We start from the raw sequence: 17,614 nt of genomic DNA, 5'->3' as shown, positions 1-17,614 counted from the left end.
TGATGCAGCCCCGCGAAGGGAAAAATGATGAATGACACCGCTTCCATAAAGGCCCCGGTGCGCAAAGAAGTGCCGAGTGAAAAGCAGGACCGCCGCAGCTTTTTGCAGCGACTTGCGCACGCCTCCGAACCTTATCTCTACAGCGCCCCCGCACTGATCCTCATCGGCGCCATCATGCTGGTTCCGCTGATCCTCGGCGTCTCCTATGCCTTTCGCGACATTCAGTTGCTTAACCCGTTTTCGGGTGGCTATGTGGGGCTTGATCATTTCCGTGAACTTGCGACCGATCAGGCTTTCTATCGTTCCTTGAAAAACACACTCTGGTGGACCGGTTGCTCCGTGCTGCTGCAATTCGTTTTCGGGCTTATTCTTGCCCTGCTGCTCGACAAGCCATTCGCCGGACGTGGGCTGGCACAGGCGCTGATCTTTCTGCCATGGGCTGTGCCGACCTTCCTCACAGGTCTTAACTTTGCATGGCTTTTTAATCCGGTTATCGGCCCGCTGCCACACTGGCTACATGCAATCGGCCTTCTAAGCGCGCCAGACAACATCCTGTCCGACCCTAATCTGGCCATGTGGGGCATCATTACCGCAGGTGTGTGGTGGGGTATTCCGTTCTTTGCCATCACCATGCTGGCCGCTTTGCAGGCTATCCCGCGCGATCTTTATGAAGCAGCAGCGATCGATGGCGCTGGCCCCGTCCAGCGTTTTCTCTCGATCACGCTTCCCTATCTTGCGCCAACCATGGCCATCACCATTTTGCTGCGCACCGTCTGGATTGCCAACAGTGCCGATCTGATCGTCGTGATGACCGGCGGTGGCCCTGCCGACCGGACCCAGATCGTCGCCAGCTATATCTTCACGCAAGCCTTCAAACGGCTCGATTTCGGCTATGCCTCGGCGATTGCGATGGTCCTGCTCGTCTTGCTGATGGTCTATTCGATGCTCATTGTGCTGTTGCGCCAGACGCTTCTGAACAAGGATTGAGGCCATGACCAACCGTAAGCTCCTCCTTGTTGGCGCGCATCGCATTGCCATTCTGCTATTCGTCCTGTTTGCACTGTTTCCGATTTTCTGGCTGGTGAAGGTTTCCGTCACGCCTAATGATCTGCTTTACAGCGAAGGCGTACGGCTCTGGCCATCGCGCATGACGTTCGATCACTTCAGCCATGTGTTGAACAACAGCTCGTTTCCGCTGTTCTTCCGCAACAGCCTGATCGTATCCGGCTCAACCGCCATTATCGTTACGCTGCTGGCTTCGCTGTCCGGTTATGCGCTTTCACGTTTCAACTTCCGCGCCAAATACTGGATTGTGGCGCTGATGCTGCTGACACAGATGTTTCCGCTCGTGATGCTGATCGCGCCAATCTACAAGATCATGGCACCGCTCGGTCTCACCAACAGCCTGATCGGCCTCATCATCGTCTATTCGGCATTCAATGTGCCTTTTGCCACCTTCCTGATGCAGTCGTTCTTCGACGGCATTCCGAAGGATCTCGAAGAAGCCGCCAAGATCGACGGCGCAACGCAGTTCATGGCTTTCCGCCAGATCATTCTGCCGCTGACCCTGCCCGGTATTGCTGCAACGCTCGGCTTTGTTTTCACCGCAGCGTGGAGCGAGCTTCTGTTCGCGCTGATGCTGATTTCCGGCAATGATTCAGCCACGTTCCCGGTCGGGCTTTTGAGCTTCGTCTCAAAATTCTCGGTCGATTTCGGACAGATGATGGCAGCGGGCGTGCTCGCGCTGATCCCGGCCTGTCTCTTCTTCTTCCTCATTCAACGATATCTCGTGCAGGGCCTCACGGCTGGCGCGGTCAAAGGCTGAAAGGATTTTTCCCTATGGCTTCCATCGATATTCAGTCAGTCCGCAAAAGCTATGGCGAACATGCTGTTCTGCACGGCGTTGATCTTGAGATCAAAGATGGCGAATTCATCGTGCTGGTCGGCCCGTCAGGCTGTGGCAAATCCACCTTGCTGCGCATGATTGCAGGACTTGAAGACATCACCGCCGGCCAGGTGCAGATCAGCGGCAAGCGCGTCAATGAACTGGCACCCAAAGACCGCGATATTGCGATGGTGTTTCAGTCCTATGCGCTCTACCCGCATATGAGTGTCGCCGACAATATGAGCTACAGTATGCGGCTGCGTAAAACGCCGAAAGAAAAGATCGCAAGCGCCATCAAATCGACCGCCGCCAAGCTCGGCCTTGATCCTTTGCTGGAGCGTCGTCCGAAAGCGCTTTCCGGCGGCCAGCGTCAGCGTGTTGCCATGGGCCGCGCCATTGTGCGTCAGCCCAAGGCCTTCCTCTTTGACGAGCCGCTTTCCAACCTCGACGCCCGTCTGCGCGAGCAGATGCGCGCTGAAATCAAGAAGCTGCATGGCGAGCTGAAAGCCACATCCATCTATGTGACACATGACCAGATCGAAGCCATGACTCTGGCCGACCGTATCGTCGCCATGCATGGCGGTGTGGTGCAACAGGTCGGCTCTCCACTGGAGCTTTATGACCGCCCGGCCAATCTCTTCGTGGCGGGTTTCATCGGCTCACCCGCCATGAACTTCCTTGATGTGGCCTATCTTGAACAGGATGGTGGTCCGCGTCTGAAACTCAAGGACGGCACGCTCATCGCATTGCCGCAGCCCTTGAAGCTCAAGGACGGCGCGAGCGCTACGCTTGGCATTCGTCCAGAGCATGTGCATATCGAGAATTCAGCAGGACTGGCGGCTGATGTCGATCTGGTCGAGCCGACTGGCTTCGGCATTATCCTGCATCTCAGCCTGCATGGATTGCCGTTCAAGATTTTCACGCTGGCTCGCGATGCGCTTCATGCGCAGGGCTCCATTCAGGTGAGCTTCCCGGCACAGCACCTTCATCTTTTCGATGGCGAAGGAAACCGGGTAGAGCTGCAAGTGGCTCAGTAATCCGCGGCAAAGCGCGCTTGAATGCTCTGTGACAGAAGCGCAACCGGACGCGTTATGTCACCCGGCGGGTTCCATAAAAGCTCCTCGATCTCGCTGGATGCAATTGGAACCTGACCATCTTTCAGCTTGAGGTGAAACAACTCCGCCTCAACCGTTGCATCGACTTCGTTGGCGGCAGGGGCTGCCATTTTTGCTGCATAGCGCAACTGGCTCTCATCAATGAGAATGCCGAGTTCTTCCTCGATCTCACGGATGAGTGCGATTTGAGGCTGCTCGCCCGCATCGATCTTGCCGCCGGGCTGGAAGAAAATCTCGCTGCCCCGCTTGCGTACAAGGAGGAAACGGCCCGCTTCATCGCGGACAATGGCTGCTGCAATAAGAATCGTTTTCATGATGACGAATTCTGGTTGCGTGGGCGAATGCCGTCAAGAATGATGGCGCTTACCGCATTGGCTGTTTCATCATAAAACCCGGGCTCCTCGGAACGCTGCCCGAGAACGGCGCCGATCTGCACGGAAAAATCCGAATAATGCTGCGTCACCGCCCATATGGTGAAAATCAGATGATAAGGATCGACCGGAGCTAATCGCTTTTCAGCAATCCATCGATGAATGACAGCCGCTTTTTCATCGACCAACTGCTTCAGGTGCCCTTTGAGAAAATCAGAAATCGCCGGAGCGCCATGCAGAATTTCATTGGCGAAAAGGCGTGAAGCCTCCGGTTTCTTCGCCGACATTTCAAGCTTCACGGCGATGTAGCGCCGCAATTCTTCCAGCGGGTCACCGTCCGGATTAATGTGTTCGAAAGGCTCCAGCCAGGTGGCAAGCGTATCTTCCAGCACGGTCACGTAGATGTTCTGCTTGCGCGGGAAATAATAAAGCAGGTTCGGCTTCGACATGCCTGCCTTCTCGGCGATCTGATCGACCGTCGAACCTCGAAAGCCATAAGCCGAAAAAACCTCCAGAGCGGCATCGAGGATAAGCCTGCGATTTATACCCTGAATGCGCGTCGCACCTTCCGACTTGTCGTTCGACATTTTTTCGTTCTCGACCATGTCGGTCCGTGAGTCTGAAGGAGCTGTGGCCATTTGACACCTTTCAGCAGTGTAGAATTTTTCAAAAGCGCTTGACCATATTCAAACGCTCTTCTAGCCTGCAATTTGACCAACTAGTCAAGTTTTTGCCCGCAAGGCAAGAATATTGTGGCCAAAGAGCCGGGTCGTGGGAACATATATTGGCGGGTGGATGCGGGCTAGCAGTATAATGGCTCGAATTTGAACGCACATACATAATGCGGAGGCAGAGCGCATGGTGCTCACCAGCAATCTTAGAGTCAACGGCGATCGTCTTTGGGACAGTCTGATGGACATGGCCCAGATCGGGCCCGGTGTGCGCGGTGGTAACAACCGCCAGACCTTGACTGATGAAGACGGCGAAGGCCGCAAACTGTTCCAGAGCTGGTGCGAAAAATCCGGGCTGTCCATGGGCGTGGACACGATGGGGAACATGTTCTTCACGCGCCCCGGCGAAGATGCCGAAGCCGATCCGGTCTATATGGGCAGCCATCTCGACACGCAGCCGACTGGCGGCAAATTCGATGGCGTGCTGGGTGTGCTCGGCGGCCTCGAAGTGATGCGCACGCTCAACGATATGAACATTAAGACGAAGCGGCCCATTGTCGTCGTCAACTGGACGAATGAGGAAGGCACGCGATTTGCCCCGGCGATGCTCTCATCGGGTGTTTTTGCCGGTGTGCACGAGCAGGACTGGGCCTATCAGCGCACAGATGCCAAAGGCAAGAAATTCGGAGACGAACTGGAGCGCATTGGCTGGAAAGGCGATGAACCGGTTGGGCAGCGCAAAATCCATGCGATGTTCGAGCTTCATATTGAACAGGGACCAATCCTTGAGGTCGAGCACAAGGACATCGGTGTTGTCACGCACGGTCAGGGACTGTGGTGGCTACAGGTAACCTTGACCGGCAAGGAAGCGCATACCGGCTCTACACCTATGAAGATGCGCAAGAATGCAAGCCTTGGCCTCGGCAAGATGCTGCAGCTCGTCAACGAAATCGCCATGTCTCACCAGCCGGATGCGGTGGGCGGTGTCGGCCATATCGACGTCTCACCCAATTCACGCAATGTGCTTCCGGGTCAGATCGTTTTCACCGTGGATTTCCGCTCGCCCAACCAGGATGTGCTGGACGATATGAAAACGCGGTTTGAAAAGGAAGCGCCAAAGATCGCCGCAGAACTGGGCATCGGCATCGAGATTGAAGTGGCCGGACATTTCGACCCGGTGACTTTTGATGATGGCTGCGTGGTGGCGATCCGCAATGCGGCAGAGCGACTTGGCTATAGCCATCGCAACATCGTTTCCGGCGCGGGCCACGATGCCTGCTGGGTCAATCGCGTCGCACCAACCGCCATGGTTATGTGTCCATGCGTGGACGGGCTCAGCCATAATGAAGACGAGGATATTTCGAAGGAATGGGCGTCGGCGGGAACCGACGTGCTTCTGCATGCGGTATTGGAGACTGCTGAAATTGTAAGCTGATTTCACAACCATCCACTACTGCTACTGTTCGCAACAAAACCAAAAAGGGGAACGACGAACAATGGCAAAGGTCATCAAAGGCGGAACCGTCATCACGGCTGACCGCACCTTTAAAGCCGATGTTCTCATCGAAGGCGAAAAGATTGTCGCTGTCGGCGACAATCTCTCCGGCGATGAAGTCATAGATGCATCCGGCTGCTATATTATGCCGGGTGGCATCGACCCGCACACCCATCTGCAAATGCCCTTCATGGGGACCTATTCTTCCGACGATTTCGATACTGGAACGGCGGCTGCCCTTTCTGGCGGGACGACGATGGTAGTCGATTTCGTGCTGCCGGATTCCGAGGGCAATCTGCTCGACGCGCTTCAGGAATGGTTCCAGAAGGCAGGCAAGGCGCGCACTGATTATTCGTTCCACATGGCGATCACCGGCTGGAACGAGCGCACTTTCAATGAAATGGCCGAGGTGGTGAAGCGCGGCATCAACACCTTCAAGCACTTCATGGCCTATAAGGGCGCTTTGATGGTGAATGATGACGAGATGTTCGCCTCGTTCCAGCGTTGTGCGGAACTGGGTGCCATGCCGCTCGTTCATGCTGAAAACGGCGACATTGTTGCGCAGTTGCAGGCCAGGCTCATGGCCGAAGGCAACGATGGGCCGGAAGCACATGCCTATTCGCGTCCGCCGGAAGTGGAAGGCGAAGCAACCAATCGCGCCATCATGATTGCCGATCAGGCAGGCGTTCCGCTCTATGTCGTGCATGTTTCCTGCGAACAGAGCCATGAAGCGATCCGCCGTGCCCGGCAAAAGGGTATGCGCGTGTTCGGCGAGCCTTTGATCCAGCACCTGACGCTTGACGAGAGCGAATATCATAACAAGGACTGGGATTATGCTGCGCGCCGGGTAATGTCTCCGCCATTCCGTGACAAGGTCAATCAGGACAGCCTGTGGGCCGGTCTTGCGGCTGGAAGCCTGCAATGCGTTGCAACCGACCATTGCGCATTCACCACCGAGCAGAAGCGTTACGGCATCGGCAATTTCACCAAGATTCCGAATGGAACGGGCGGCCTCGAAGAACGCATGCCAGTGTTGTGGTCGCGCGGCGTGCGCACTGGCCGCCTGACGCCAAACGAGTTCGTGGCTGTCACCTCGACCAACATTGCCAAGATCTTGAACATCTATCCGCAGAAAGGCGCCGTGCTGCCGGGCGCGGATGCTGATCTTGTCATATGGGACCCGGAGGCCACCAAGAAGGTTTCTGCAAAAACACAGCATTCCTCCATTGATTACAACGTGTTCGAAGGCTTTGAACTCAAGGGCCTGCCGAGGACGACGCTTTCACGCGGGCGTATCGCTTTCGACAAGGGACACGTCACGGCAGAGCCGGGCGACGGGCGCTTCGTCGAGCGCGAGCCGAACGGTGCCGTCAATCGGGCGCTGTCACAATGGAAGGAAATCGTTGCGCCGCGCAAAGTGGAGCGCAGCGCCGAACATATGCCGATAGGGGTCTGAGATATGGCCATCGTCCAGCTTCGGGAACCGCGCATGAGTTTGAATGACAGCATGGCCCCGGAACGGGGCGAGGCAAATGCGCAGACAGTGATCGACATCAAAGACTTGTCGCTCGTCTTCGAGACGAACGACGGACCTGTCCATGCGCTGTCCAACATTGATCTTGCCGTTAAGCGCGGCGAGTTCGTTTCTTTCATCGGACCTTCGGGATGCGGCAAGACTACCTTGATGCGCGTCGTGGCCGACCTGGAGCAGCCAACCTCAGGCTCCGTAACGGTGAACGGAAAGACGCCTGAACAAGCCCGCCTCGACCGGTCCTATGGTTATGTATTTCAGGCGGCCGCTCTGTTTCCCTGGCGCACCATCGAAGACAATATCAGCCTGCCGCTGGAGATTATGGGGTTCTCCAAGGCAGAAAGGCGCGAGCGGATCGAAAAGAACCTCGCGCTCGTCAACCTGTCAGGCTTTGGCAAAAAATATCCCTGGCAACTTTCCGGCGGCATGCAACAGCGCGCATCGATAGCTCGTGCTTTATCATTCGATCCGGACATGCTGCTGATGGACGAGCCCTTCGGCGCTCTGGACGAAATCGTGCGTGACCATCTCAACGAACAGCTTCTCAAGCTTTGGGCCGCGACCCGCAAAACCGTGATTTTCGTCACACACTCGATCCCGGAAGCGGTGTTTCTCTCGACCAAGATCGTTGTCATGAGCCCACGACCGGGCCGCATTCATGAAATCATCGATTGCGATCTTGGTCCTGACAGACCGCTTGAGATTCGCGAATCTGAAGCATTCCTGAAAATTGCCCATCGGGTTCGTGAGGGGTTACGTCTGGGGCATATCCATGATTGAGGATACTCAGAAACCGCATCGTGCTGGAGATCGCCCATGAAAGGCTTTTTGCACGACAGATTTATCCCCGTGGCAACCATACTCGCCGTCATTATTGCGCTTTGGTACGGCCTGGCGGTGGTGCTCAACGCGCCGTTCGAGCGGGATCAGGCGACACGCGCAGGGACAGAAATCCCCTTCTCGACGCTTGTCGCCAATACGATGCATCAGGACCGTCCGGTCCTGCCCGCACCGCATCAGGTAGCTGAAGAAATCTGGAAAACCGTCTTTGGAGTCAAACCGAGTTCCAAACGCAGCCTGATCTATCACGGATGGGTCACATTATCGTCCACCCTGCTCGGTTTTGTGCTGGGATCGGCATTGGGTGTTCTTCTCGCCGTGGGAATTGTTCATTCCCGCACACTCGACAAAAGCCTGATGCCATGGATCATCACCTCGCAGACGATCCCGATCCTTGCTATCGCCCCGATGATTATCGTGGTGCTGAATGCCATTGGCATATCGGGCTTGCTGCCCAAAGCCATCATCTCGACCTATCTCTCCTTCTTTCCCGTGGCGGTGGGAATGGTGAAGGGGCTGAGGTCGCCTGATGTGATGCATCTCGATCTCATGCGTACCTACAATGCATCGAGATCGCAGGTATTCTGGAAACTGCGCTGGCCTGCGGCCATGCCGTTCCTCTTCACATCGATGCAGATCGCCGTCGCGATCAGCCTCGTTGGCGCAATTGTCGGTGAATTGCCAACCGGTGCAGTTGCCGGCCTCGGTGCCCGGTTGCTTGCAGGTTCCTATTACGGCCAGACCGTACAGATATGGGCAGCACTCGTTGCAGCCGCTCTGATGGCTGCGGTGCTGGTTGCGCTGATCGGCGTTGCGGCACAGCTTGTGAACCGGCGCATGGGCGTAAAACCGGAAAAGGCAGCCACATGATGACAGGCTTCCTATCCGTTGCAGCGTTAATAGCAGTTTCATGGCTGCTTGTGGGCTGGGTCGCAAGTCTGAAGACCCGCAACCCTTTGGGCCAAAAGCTTCTGGATATCGCAGTCCCGGCGCTGTTCGGCATCGCAATGCTGATGCTCTGGGAGGTAACCGTCCGGCTTTTCGCTATTCCTCAGGTTCTCCTTCCTGCGCCATCGGCAATCTGGGCACGCATAGCGGCATCCGTACCAATTCTCTGGGCGGATTTCAGGCAGACCTTTCTGAAGGCCGTCATTATCGGCTATGTCGCCGGATGCGGTCTCGGTTTTGTAACCGCCATCATCGCAGACCGGATTCCATTCCTGAGAAAGGGGCTGTTGCCGCTCGGCAATCTGGCCGCCGCACTTCCCATCGTGGGCGTCGCGCCAATCATGGTGATGTGGTTTGGCTTCGACTGGCAATCGAAAGCTGCGGTGGTCATCATCATGACCTTCTTTCCTATGCTGGTGAACACGGTTGCAGGTCTTGCCAGTACCGGGTCGATGGAACGGGACATGATGGAGACCTACGGCTCAAGCTACTGGCAGACATTGTTCAAGCTGCGTCTTCCAGCGGCCATGCCATTCATCTTCAACGCGCTCAAGATCAATTCCACCCTCGCGCTTATCGGAGCGATCGTGGCGGAATTTTTCGGCACGCCGATTGTCGGCATGGGCTTCCGCATCTCTGCGGAAATCGGACGCATGAATGTGGACATGGTCTGGGCTGAAATCTTCGTAGCCGCTCTTGCGGGGTCGCTCTCATACGGGCTGATTGCGCTGATCGAGCGCAGAATGACATTCTGGCACCCTTCATACAGGAGGGCATAAGCCTGAATATTTGGCATCTGCAAAAATAAGGTAGACCAAAGCGCATTCCGAAAAGTGGGAACCGGTTTTCGGCCAAAATGCGCGCAATAAAAAAGAACCAGAGGAGAACTGAAATGAAAAAGGCAATTTCTTTATGCCTTGGAACAGCCGGACTGGCGCTCGCGCTCATGAGCAGTTCGGCAATGGCAGCCGACAAGCTGACCTTGCAGCTCAAATGGGTGACGCAGGGACAATTTGCCGGCTACTATGTAGCCAAGGACAAGGGCTTTTATGAGGAAGAAAATCTCGATGTCGATATCAAGCCGGGCGGACCGGACGTCGCTCCGCCGCAGGTGATTGCCGGTGGCGGCGCAGATGTTGTGGTTGACTGGATGCCGTCGGCGTTGGCAACCCGTGAAAAAGGCGTCCCGCTCGTCAACATCGCCCAGCCCTTCAAAAAGTCCGGCATGATGCTGACCTGCCGCAAGGACACCAACATCACCAAGCCGGAAGATTTCAGGGGGCGCACGCTCGGTGTCTGGTTCGGTGGCAATGAATATCCGTTTCTCTCATGGATGAGCCACCTGAAAATTCCGACCGAAGGCGGCAAGGACGGCGTGACAGTTCTGAAACAGGGGTTCAACGTCGATCCGCTGATCCAGAAGCAGGCCGACTGCATTTCCACCATGACCTATAATGAATATTGGCAGGTGATCGATGCAGGCATTCCGGCTGATCAGCTCGTCGTCTTCCCATATGAAGAGCAGGGCGTCGCCACGCTGGAAGACGGGCTCTATGTGCTGGAAAAGAGCCTCGACGATCCGGCGATGGTCGACAAGCTGGCCCGTTTTGTCCGCGCGTCGATGAAGGGCTGGAAATATGCCTCCGAAAATCCGGGGGAAGCCGCCGATATCGTACTCGAAAATGATGCTTCCGGCGCACAGACCAAGGAAGTTCAGGAGCGTATGGTCAAGGAAATCGGCAAGCTGGTTGACGGCTCCGATGGCACCCTTGATGTAGCGGCTGCCGATCGCACAGTGGAGACGCTGCTTGGCGGCGGTTCCGATCCGGTCATTACCAAGAAACCGGAAGGCGCATGGACCGCCAAAATAACCGACGCCATGAAGAAGTGATCGAGTTTTAAATGAAAAAAGAAACCGGCCCCAAAAGGCCGGTTTTCTGTTTCTAGAGCATTTCCTGTTTTAATTGAATCATCGGAAATACTCTATCTATTTGTTTTTACGCATGTCTTTATCCCGAAACCGGTTCCCACTTTCGGGAGACATGCGCTAGAGCATTTCCCGCAAAAGTGTGAAATGGTTTTGCGGGAAATGCTCTGGTCTATTCCGCCGGTTCAGCGGTGCCGCCTCTTTGCGACTTTCCCTTGAGCGCATGGTTGAGTTCCCGCTCAAGCCGCGCTTCTTCCTCGGCTTTGGGCTGCGTAAAGCGCCCGAGCAGAAGATAGGCGACCGGCGTTACATAAAGCGTGGCGATGGTTGCAAGGCCGAGGCCACCAACAATGACCCAACCCAGAGCCACACGGGCTTCAGCACCGGCGCCGCTTGCTAAAATCAGCGGCACACCGCCAAGCACGGCGCAGATCATCGTCATGCAGACAGGGCGAAGACGAATGTTGGACGCTTCCTCGATTGCTTCGCGAACGCTCAAGCCCTTATCGCGCAATTGATCCGCGAATTCGACAATCAGGATACCGTTCTTGGCCATGATGCCGACCAGAAGCACGAGGCCGATCTGGCTGTAGACGTTCAGGCTTGTGCCGGTGAGCAGCATGGCAAAAACGGCACAACCAAGCCCAAGAGGAACCGTCGCCATCACGATCAGCGCACTGACAAAGCTTTCAAACTGCGCTGCCAGCACCAGAAGAATGATGATGATGGCAAAACCGAACACCATTGCCAGGCCGCTTGATGTTTCGCTGAGCGTCGAAGCTTCCGCCAGCGGAATGATATGGCTTCCCGGAGGCAACAAAGGTGCTGCGATTTCCTGTGCGGCCTTATAGGCGTCGCCCAAGGCAAAATCGTCACGCAGATTTGTCGTTATCGAGACCGAACGCTGGCGCGTCTCGCGATTGAGCTGTGGCGGGACAGCTTTCTCAACAACTGTCGCGATGGACGACATCGGTACGTAGCGACCGTCTGTCGTCTTCATGAATACATTCTCAAGATCGGTCGGATCGTTGATCGGATTTGTAGTGGCAACGAGTTTCACATCGAAACTGCGATCCCCTACATAGACCGATCCGATCTTGCGACCATCGAGTACCGACTGCACGGCATTCGCAAGCCCGGTGATGTCGATACCGAGATCGGAGGCTCGTTCGCGATTAATCTCGACGGAAAGCTGCGGCTGGGTCGGCTCCACAGAAAGTCGCGGCTGGACAAAGCGCGGATCCTTTTCCAGCGCGGCAACGACCGCCTGGGCAGCAGGCTGTAGCTTGGCATAGTCGCTGCCGACTATGGCAAACTGCAAGCCATTACCCGCACCGCGAATACCAAGGCTGTTCGGCTGGGTGGTAAAGATACGCACTGCCGTTATGCCTTTGATGCGCTCGGTAATGTCAGCCATGATTTCCTGCTGGCTGCGTGCGCGTTCCTTCCACGGTGCCAATGTCAGAACGACAAAACCGTTATTGGACGATCCGCCGGAGCCTGCGATGGCATAGGTAGTGGTGATTTCACCGCTATCGCGCAGAGGCTGGACTGCCTCTTCGATCTTGTCGAGCTGTGACTGGAGGAACTCCACACTGATGCCCTGCGGCCCATTGATACGCAGCAGTGCAACGGCGCGATCTTCCGAGGGCGTCAGTTCCTGACGGATCAGGCCGTAGCCGATAAAGGATGCGCCTGCGAAAAGCGCAGCCACGAGCACAACAACAAACGGTGCCGACAGACAGATGTGCAGCGTCTTTTTATAAAAGCTCGCGAGCCCGCCGCCGATACGACGCAGGAAAAGCGGACCGTGGCCGCCATCTTCCCCACTTCCTTCCTTGAGGAAACGAGAAGCAAGCATCGGACAAAGCGTCAGCGCTACAACTGACGACAGAAGAACTGCAATCGCCAGCACGAAACCGAATTCACGGAACAGGCCACCCGCCTGCCCCGGCAAAAACGAAATGGGAACAAAGACTGCCGCCAAAGTCAGCGTGGTAGCGATAACGGCAAAGAAGACTTCCTGTGTGCCAAGCACTGCCGCAGCGCGCGGACCCATGCCCTGATTGCGTCGCCGGACAACGTTTTCAAGCACCACGATGGCATCATCCACCACGAGACCTGTGGCGAGCACCAAAGCCAGAAGGGTGAGAATATTGACCGAGAAGCCCGCCAGATAGATGGCTGCGATTGTACCAATGAGCGCGACGGGCATCGACAAGGCCGGGATGAGCGTGGCGCGTATATCCCACAGGAACATGAAGATGATCGCAATGACGATAATCACCGATGCGATCAGCGCGATTTCCACCTCGTGGATTGCACCATTGATGAAATTCGCGTCATCGCTGGTAACGGCAATATTGACGCCCTCGGGCAAAGTCTTCTGCAGATTGGCAACCGCTGCGCGAATACCCTCCGAGATATCGAGCGTATTCGACTGTGCCTGACGCACGATGCCGAGACCAATTGCCGTCTTGCCATTGGAACGAACTGCCGAGCTCTCGACATCCGGCCCAAGCGTAACGGTTGCGACATCGCGAATTTGCGTGCGTCCGTTGATGTAGACGTTCTCGAAATCCTCGGGCTTTTCCAGATTTGCCGTAGCACGGACAACGATGGACTGATCGGCGCTGCGCAAGGAGCCGGCCGGAGCGTCCAGCCCCATGGAGGACAGCGCCGAGCTTATATCGGCGATGGTCAGACCGTAGCTTGCAAGGCGCGCCTGATTGATATCGATACGGAAAATCTTGTCGCGGTCACCGTTGATCTGGACGTCAGCAACACCCGGAACCGCGGACAGGATATCCTGTATCTGGTCTTCGACCAGCACCGTCATGTCATCGACCGACATGGTGTCGGACGTAACTGCCAGACGCATCACCGGATCGGCATTGGAATCCGCCTTGATGATACGTGACGGATCTGCCTCTTCCGGCACGTCATTGGCGACACGGGAAATCGCGTCGCGCATATCGGCGGCTGCAACATTGAGGTCCACACCGTCGTTAAACTCCACCGTGACACGGCTGCGTTCAAACGACGATGTCGAAGAAATAGACTTCACGCCCGAAACACGCGCGACAGCGTTTTCGAGAACCTGAGTCAACTGACGGTCAATGGTTTCAGCGGATGCACCACTGAAATCCGTGCTGATTGTTACGACAGGACGGTCAACGTCCGGCAGTTCGCGAATATCGACACCCGTGAAGGCTGCAAGACCCGCGACGACAATCAGAACATTGATGACGAAAGCAAACACCGGGCGACGGATGAAAAGTGCCGTCGATCCGCCGTTACCGGATGGGGAGTTGTGACTTGTCACGCGTTTACCCTCATCCTGCAGCAGGTTTTACCGAGGCAGGATCGGCGAGTGCTGTACCCTGCTCGTCCTTTACGCGTACGGGCGCATCGTCCCGCACGGTTTGAACGCCCTGCGTAACGATCATGTCGCCCTGCTTCACCGCGCCATCGATCAGAATGTTGGTTGAATTGCGCTGAACGATGCGAGCGTCAATTTTCTTGGCGACACCGTTTTCAACGCGCCAGACATAGGAACCGTCCGCTCCCCACTGAATGGCAAGCGGATCGACCGAAGGGTAGCGATCCCCCGGAAACAGAACTGTGACGGAGAACGACATGCCTGCGCGCAGGCGATCCTGCGTATTCGGCACTTCAGCACGAACATGCAGCGTGCGGCTGGCCTCATCCAGCATGTTGTCAACCGCGTTGATCTCGCCGCTATAGGTCTCTCCGGGGAAAGCTGTCGATTCCGCAGTCAACGGCTGGCCAACCTTGATTTGCGGCGCAAAACGCTCCGGCACCCATATATCGATCAGCACTTTCGACCGGTCGTCGATGCGTCCGATAGAGGTCTGCGCGGTAACGTAGTTACCCACATTGACAGGAAGGATACCGACAATACCGGTGATTGGCGCGCGAACCGTGCGGCGGCTCAATGCGAGCTGAGCGTCCTGCAAAACGAGCTGTGCATTGGCGACTGCCAGTTCAGTTTCGACCACCTGGACTTCCGTTGCCGTGTTCGTCGCCCGCAATTTTGCGATGCGCTGGCGGGTTGTCTGCGCATCCTTCAGCGCGGTCTGGGCTTTCGCGACAGCGATCTTCTCAGTCTCGGCATCGAGCTCCGCAACCGGGTCACCCTCCTTCACGCCGTCGCCAGCCTTGACGTAGAGCTTCGTCATGTAACCGCTGGAATATGGCGTTATCGACACGGTGCTGAGAGCCCGTGCCGAACCGATAGCCGTCAAACGGTTGTTGATTGTCTCTTCGCCAGCAGCCTCGACAACAACGAGCGGCGCAGATCGTCCGCCGCCGCTTTTGGGCGCTTCTCCGCCTGTTGCTGCGGCTTTCACCACATCGGTCTTGTTCTTATATGCATACCAGCTGCCAACGGCGACTGCAGCTATGAGCAGGCACAAGGCAATCTGCTTCCAGGATTTCATTCAGCTCTCCGGCAAGGTTTACCGTCACCCTGACGGACCTCGTATTCGAAACCATTATGTCGGACGCGGAAAATGCCAGCAAATAGTATCAGAATGATGATTGCCTTCACATTGCGCAAATCACGCATCCCATGAGGATGCATGGATTTTTCCGCCCAAGACTTTGCACACACGATCTTAAGGCGTCGAGTTAAATTTCGGTAATGCTACGCTGCAAGTTCGCATAAACGAATGCGTTCTTAACCGATTGAACAAAGGCCGTTGGATTTATCGTTCGGCTCCATATATAGGAGGCTACCTTTATGAATTGCGTTTCGACGGCACACCGGTTGAGGCACCGCGGCAATTGGGCCGGTTCGCCTCGAATTGGAAGCAGGCTATGGCGGTTGTTGAAAAGACCACAGATACGGGCGCCCCTTCCCCTGAAGCGGCCTCTCAGACTGCGACCGTTGAACGGCTCTCTCCAACGCAATTTACACGGCTACCCTGGCGTAACCGGCTTTCAAGCAAGCTGCTGCTGCTGACCGCCCTTGCCGTGCTGATTACCGAAGTTCTGATCTTTGTACCGTCCGTCGCCAATATGCGCGTGCGCTGGATGAGCTCGCGCCTCGATACCGTGGGCGCTGTCAGCGAGGTTCTTGCTGCTGGCGGCAACATGGACGTGCCGCGCGACGTTCAGGACAAGGTCCTTCTGGCGACCGGTACCAAGGCTATCGCCATGCGTGAAGCCGGTGCCTCGCGTCTGCTTGCCATGTCGGAAGTTCCCGGCAAGATCGATCAGGTTATCGATCTTAACAATATCAGCGAAGCGGCTGCGATATGGGACGCATTCGGAACACTGTTCAACGGTGGAGACAGAACACTGCGAATCTACGGTTCCGTTTCACCGAACGGCTCTCCGGATCGTATCATTGAAATCGTGACTTCGGACGCGCCGCTTCGCCATGCCATGCTCATCTATGCGCGCAACGTGACTTTTATCTCGCTCATCATTTCCGTGATCGCGGCAAGCCTGATCTATCTGATCATTCACGAAATGCTTCTGCGGCCAGTGCGTATCATGCATCGCAACATGATCGATTTCGCCTCATCCCCGGACAATCCCGCGCTTATCCTCGTGCCCGAAAACCGCAAGGATGAGTTCGGCGTTGCCCAGCGCCAGATATCCCATATTCAAAGCGACCTTCAGCGTACGCTCAAGGAACAGAAACATCTGGCCGATCTCGGTCTGGCCGTTTCCAAAATCAACCATGACATGCGCAATATTCTGGCTTCCGCGCAATTGATGTCGGACAGGCTTGCTGATACCGAAGACCCGATGGTGCAGCGGTTTGCGCCCAAGCTCATTCGTACTCTCAGCCGCGCGATCAGCTATTCCGAAAGCGTCATGGCCTATGGCCGCTCGCAAGAAGCGCCACCGCGCCCGCGCCGGGTCCTCCTGCACACGATTATCTCGGACGTACGGGAAACCTTGAGCCCCAATTCAGAGAACAGCATCGAGTTCGAGAATCTCGTTCCGGAGGACTTCGAGCTGAATGTCGATTCGGAACAGCTATTCCGCGTCCTGAGCAATCTGTGCCGCAATTCCGTTCAGGCGATGGAGCGTGACCAGACCAATGATGTCGCGACCGTGAAGCGATTGACGATTTCTGCCGGAAGAATCGGGACAACTGCGATCATCGGCGTCGAGGATACCGGTCCCGGTCTGCCGCAAAAGGCGCGTGACAATCTTTTCACGGCTTTCAAGGGATCGACCCGCAGTGACGGTACTGGCCTCGGACTGGCCATCGCGCAAGAACTGATCCGCGCGCATGGTGGAACAATCGAGCTTCGTGAAGACCGTCCCGTTGGAGCGCATTTCGAGATTCGCATCCCTGATTTGCCGATGCAACGCGAGGACCGCAACAACCAGCGCACCGAAGAAAACGCCTAGGCAATCTGCCGTTGCACCAGCTTGCGACCGAAAAGCCCGGAAATGCGGGGCCTGACAAGAAATCTTCACAGAACCACATTTTTTTCTAAGAAGACGCTTGCATTTAGCGATCTGTCCGATTATCAACCGCCCATCGCCGCAGCGAGCGGCACACAAGGCAAGCACCCGTAGCTCAGCTGGATAGAGCACCAGACTACGAATCTGGGGGTCAGAGGTTCGAATCCTTTCGGGTGCGCCATTTCCTTACTAGTTGATTTTCCTACATAATTTGGCGCTGACGTTGCCAGCGCTTGCGCGGCTGTTTCGCCGCCGTGGTAGCACACTGGTAGCTTTCGCATTTTTTCTTCAAGGCGGCGATTCCCCCTGTGGATAACAAAAAGCCCGCTCGGTGGCGGGCAATTTGATTCTTTAACTGTCAAAAATTCGGTCTTGGCC

Annotated in this window: 14 protein-coding genes and 1 tRNA gene; 11 read left to right on the top strand and 4 right to left on the bottom strand. The window is 56.0% G+C overall.

Going from position 1 to position 17,614, the window contains the following annotated elements; translation table 11 throughout:
- The first annotated feature begins 27 nt into the window (after positions 1–27).
- From F9K91_RS05235 to F9K91_RS05225, 3 genes are read left to right on the top strand one after another with little or no spacing between them, the layout of a single operon-like run.
- Positions 28–987, top strand: coding sequence for a carbohydrate ABC transporter permease (locus F9K91_RS05235; RefSeq protein WP_151677403.1), 960 nt, complete (start codon positions 28–30; stop codon positions 985–987).
- Positions 988–991: 4 nt separating this feature from the next.
- Entirely contained in the window at positions 992–1,825 is an 834-nt protein-coding gene (locus F9K91_RS05230) for a carbohydrate ABC transporter permease (RefSeq protein ID WP_010658175.1), read from the top strand.
- Positions 1,826–1,839: 14 nt separating this feature from the next.
- Positions 1,840–2,922, top strand: a complete 1,083-nt coding sequence (locus F9K91_RS05225; RefSeq protein WP_151677362.1) for an ABC transporter ATP-binding protein — start codon at positions 1,840–1,842, stop codon at positions 2,920–2,922.
- Here the strand turns inward: F9K91_RS05225 and F9K91_RS05220 are convergent.
- Both F9K91_RS05220 and rutR read right to left on the bottom strand, forming a co-directional pair.
- Positions 2,916–3,314 carry an NUDIX hydrolase gene (locus F9K91_RS05220; RefSeq protein WP_061344948.1) on the bottom strand — a complete coding sequence of 133 codons (399 nt, stop codon included), beginning with the start codon at positions 3,312–3,314 and terminating at the stop codon, positions 2,916–2,918. The genes F9K91_RS05225 and F9K91_RS05220 overlap by 7 nt on opposite strands.
- Positions 3,311–4,009, bottom strand: a complete 699-nt coding sequence (gene rutR, locus F9K91_RS05215; RefSeq protein ID WP_151677361.1) for an HTH-type transcriptional regulator RutR — start codon at positions 4,007–4,009, stop codon at positions 3,311–3,313. The genes F9K91_RS05220 and rutR overlap by 4 nt, the downstream gene beginning before the upstream one ends.
- 220 nt (positions 4,010–4,229) lie before the next feature.
- On the opposite strand from rutR, the gene F9K91_RS05210 reads away from it, so the two are divergent.
- From F9K91_RS05210 to F9K91_RS05185, 6 genes are all read left to right on the top strand, one after another.
- Positions 4,230–5,477, top strand: coding sequence for a Zn-dependent hydrolase (locus F9K91_RS05210; protein WP_151554396.1), 1,248 nt, complete (start codon positions 4,230–4,232; stop codon positions 5,475–5,477).
- Between the two features lie 61 nt (positions 5,478–5,538).
- Positions 5,539–6,993: a dihydropyrimidinase gene (hydA, locus tag F9K91_RS05205; RefSeq protein ID WP_151677360.1), complete on the top strand. Its 1,455-nt coding sequence runs from the start codon at positions 5,539–5,541 to the stop codon at positions 6,991–6,993.
- Between the two features lie 51 nt (positions 6,994–7,044).
- Positions 7,045–7,848 carry an ABC transporter ATP-binding protein gene (locus F9K91_RS05200; RefSeq protein WP_061345230.1) on the top strand — a complete coding sequence of 268 codons (804 nt, stop codon included), beginning with the start codon at positions 7,045–7,047 and terminating at the stop codon, positions 7,846–7,848.
- Positions 7,849–7,884: 36 nt separating this feature from the next.
- Positions 7,885–8,778, top strand: a complete 894-nt coding sequence (locus tag F9K91_RS05195) for an ABC transporter permease (RefSeq protein ID WP_151652185.1) — start codon at positions 7,885–7,887, stop codon at positions 8,776–8,778.
- Positions 8,775–9,635 (top strand): ABC transporter permease, encoded by an 861-nt coding sequence (locus tag F9K91_RS05190; RefSeq protein WP_151677359.1) that lies wholly within the window; start codon positions 8,775–8,777, stop codon positions 9,633–9,635. The genes F9K91_RS05195 and F9K91_RS05190 overlap by 4 nt, the downstream gene beginning before the upstream one ends.
- Positions 9,636–9,748: 113 nt before the next feature.
- Complete coding sequence (locus tag F9K91_RS05185; RefSeq protein WP_151652186.1) at positions 9,749–10,747, top strand: ABC transporter substrate-binding protein; 999 nt, start codon at positions 9,749–9,751, stop codon at positions 10,745–10,747.
- 208 nt (positions 10,748–10,955) lie between these two features.
- Here F9K91_RS05185 and F9K91_RS05180 read toward each other — a convergent pair whose 3' ends face one another.
- Positions 10,956–14,108 carry an efflux RND transporter permease subunit gene (locus F9K91_RS05180; RefSeq protein WP_151677358.1) on the bottom strand — a complete coding sequence of 1,051 codons (3,153 nt, stop codon included), beginning with the start codon at positions 14,106–14,108 and terminating at the stop codon, positions 10,956–10,958.
- A 10-nt stretch (positions 14,109–14,118) separates the two neighbouring features.
- Positions 14,119–15,246, bottom strand: coding sequence for an efflux RND transporter periplasmic adaptor subunit (locus F9K91_RS05175; protein WP_151677357.1), 1,128 nt, complete (start codon positions 15,244–15,246; stop codon positions 14,119–14,121).
- A 379-nt stretch (positions 15,247–15,625) separates the two neighbouring features.
- On the opposite strand from F9K91_RS05175, the gene F9K91_RS05170 reads away from it, so the two are divergent.
- Both F9K91_RS05170 and F9K91_RS05165 read left to right on the top strand, forming a co-directional pair.
- Positions 15,626–17,179 carry a sensor histidine kinase gene (locus F9K91_RS05170; protein WP_061344939.1) on the top strand — a complete coding sequence of 518 codons (1,554 nt, stop codon included), beginning with the start codon at positions 15,626–15,628 and terminating at the stop codon, positions 17,177–17,179.
- Positions 17,180–17,340: 161 nt separating this feature from the next.
- Positions 17,341–17,417: transfer RNA gene (locus F9K91_RS05165), tRNA-Arg, on the top strand.
- Positions 17,418–17,614: the final 197 nt, after the last annotated feature.

Origin of the sequence: Brucella tritici (genome assembly GCF_008932295.1) — a bacterium.
Lineage (GTDB): Bacteria > Pseudomonadota > Alphaproteobacteria > Rhizobiales > Rhizobiaceae > Brucella > Brucella tritici.
Note: the sequence above shows the minus strand (reverse complement) of the source record. Positions and strands in the feature narration are given on the sequence as shown.

Coding starts and splice junctions, on each gene's coding strand:
- F9K91_RS05235 (WP_151677403.1), top strand. CDS start 28: ATGAATGACACCGCTTCCATAAAGGCCCCGGTGCGCAAAGAAGTGCCG.
- F9K91_RS05230 (WP_010658175.1), top strand. CDS start 992: ATGACCAACCGTAAGCTCCTCCTTGTTGGCGCGCATCGCATTGCCATT.
- F9K91_RS05225 (WP_151677362.1), top strand. CDS start 1,840: ATGGCTTCCATCGATATTCAGTCAGTCCGCAAAAGCTATGGCGAACAT.
- F9K91_RS05220 (WP_061344948.1), bottom strand. CDS start 3,314: ATGAAAACGATTCTTATTGCAGCAGCCATTGTCCGCGATGAAGCGGGC.
- rutR (WP_151677361.1), bottom strand. CDS start 4,009: ATGGCCACAGCTCCTTCAGACTCACGGACCGACATGGTCGAGAACGAA.
- F9K91_RS05210 (WP_151554396.1), top strand. CDS start 4,230: ATGGTGCTCACCAGCAATCTTAGAGTCAACGGCGATCGTCTTTGGGAC.
- hydA (WP_151677360.1), top strand. CDS start 5,539: ATGGCAAAGGTCATCAAAGGCGGAACCGTCATCACGGCTGACCGCACC.
- F9K91_RS05200 (WP_061345230.1), top strand. CDS start 7,045: ATGGCCCCGGAACGGGGCGAGGCAAATGCGCAGACAGTGATCGACATC.
- F9K91_RS05195 (WP_151652185.1), top strand. CDS start 7,885: ATGAAAGGCTTTTTGCACGACAGATTTATCCCCGTGGCAACCATACTC.
- F9K91_RS05190 (WP_151677359.1), top strand. CDS start 8,775: ATGATGACAGGCTTCCTATCCGTTGCAGCGTTAATAGCAGTTTCATGG.
- F9K91_RS05185 (WP_151652186.1), top strand. CDS start 9,749: ATGAAAAAGGCAATTTCTTTATGCCTTGGAACAGCCGGACTGGCGCTC.
- F9K91_RS05175 (WP_151677357.1), bottom strand. CDS start 15,246: ATGAAATCCTGGAAGCAGATTGCCTTGTGCCTGCTCATAGCTGCAGTC.
- F9K91_RS05170 (WP_061344939.1), top strand. CDS start 15,626: ATGGCGGTTGTTGAAAAGACCACAGATACGGGCGCCCCTTCCCCTGAA.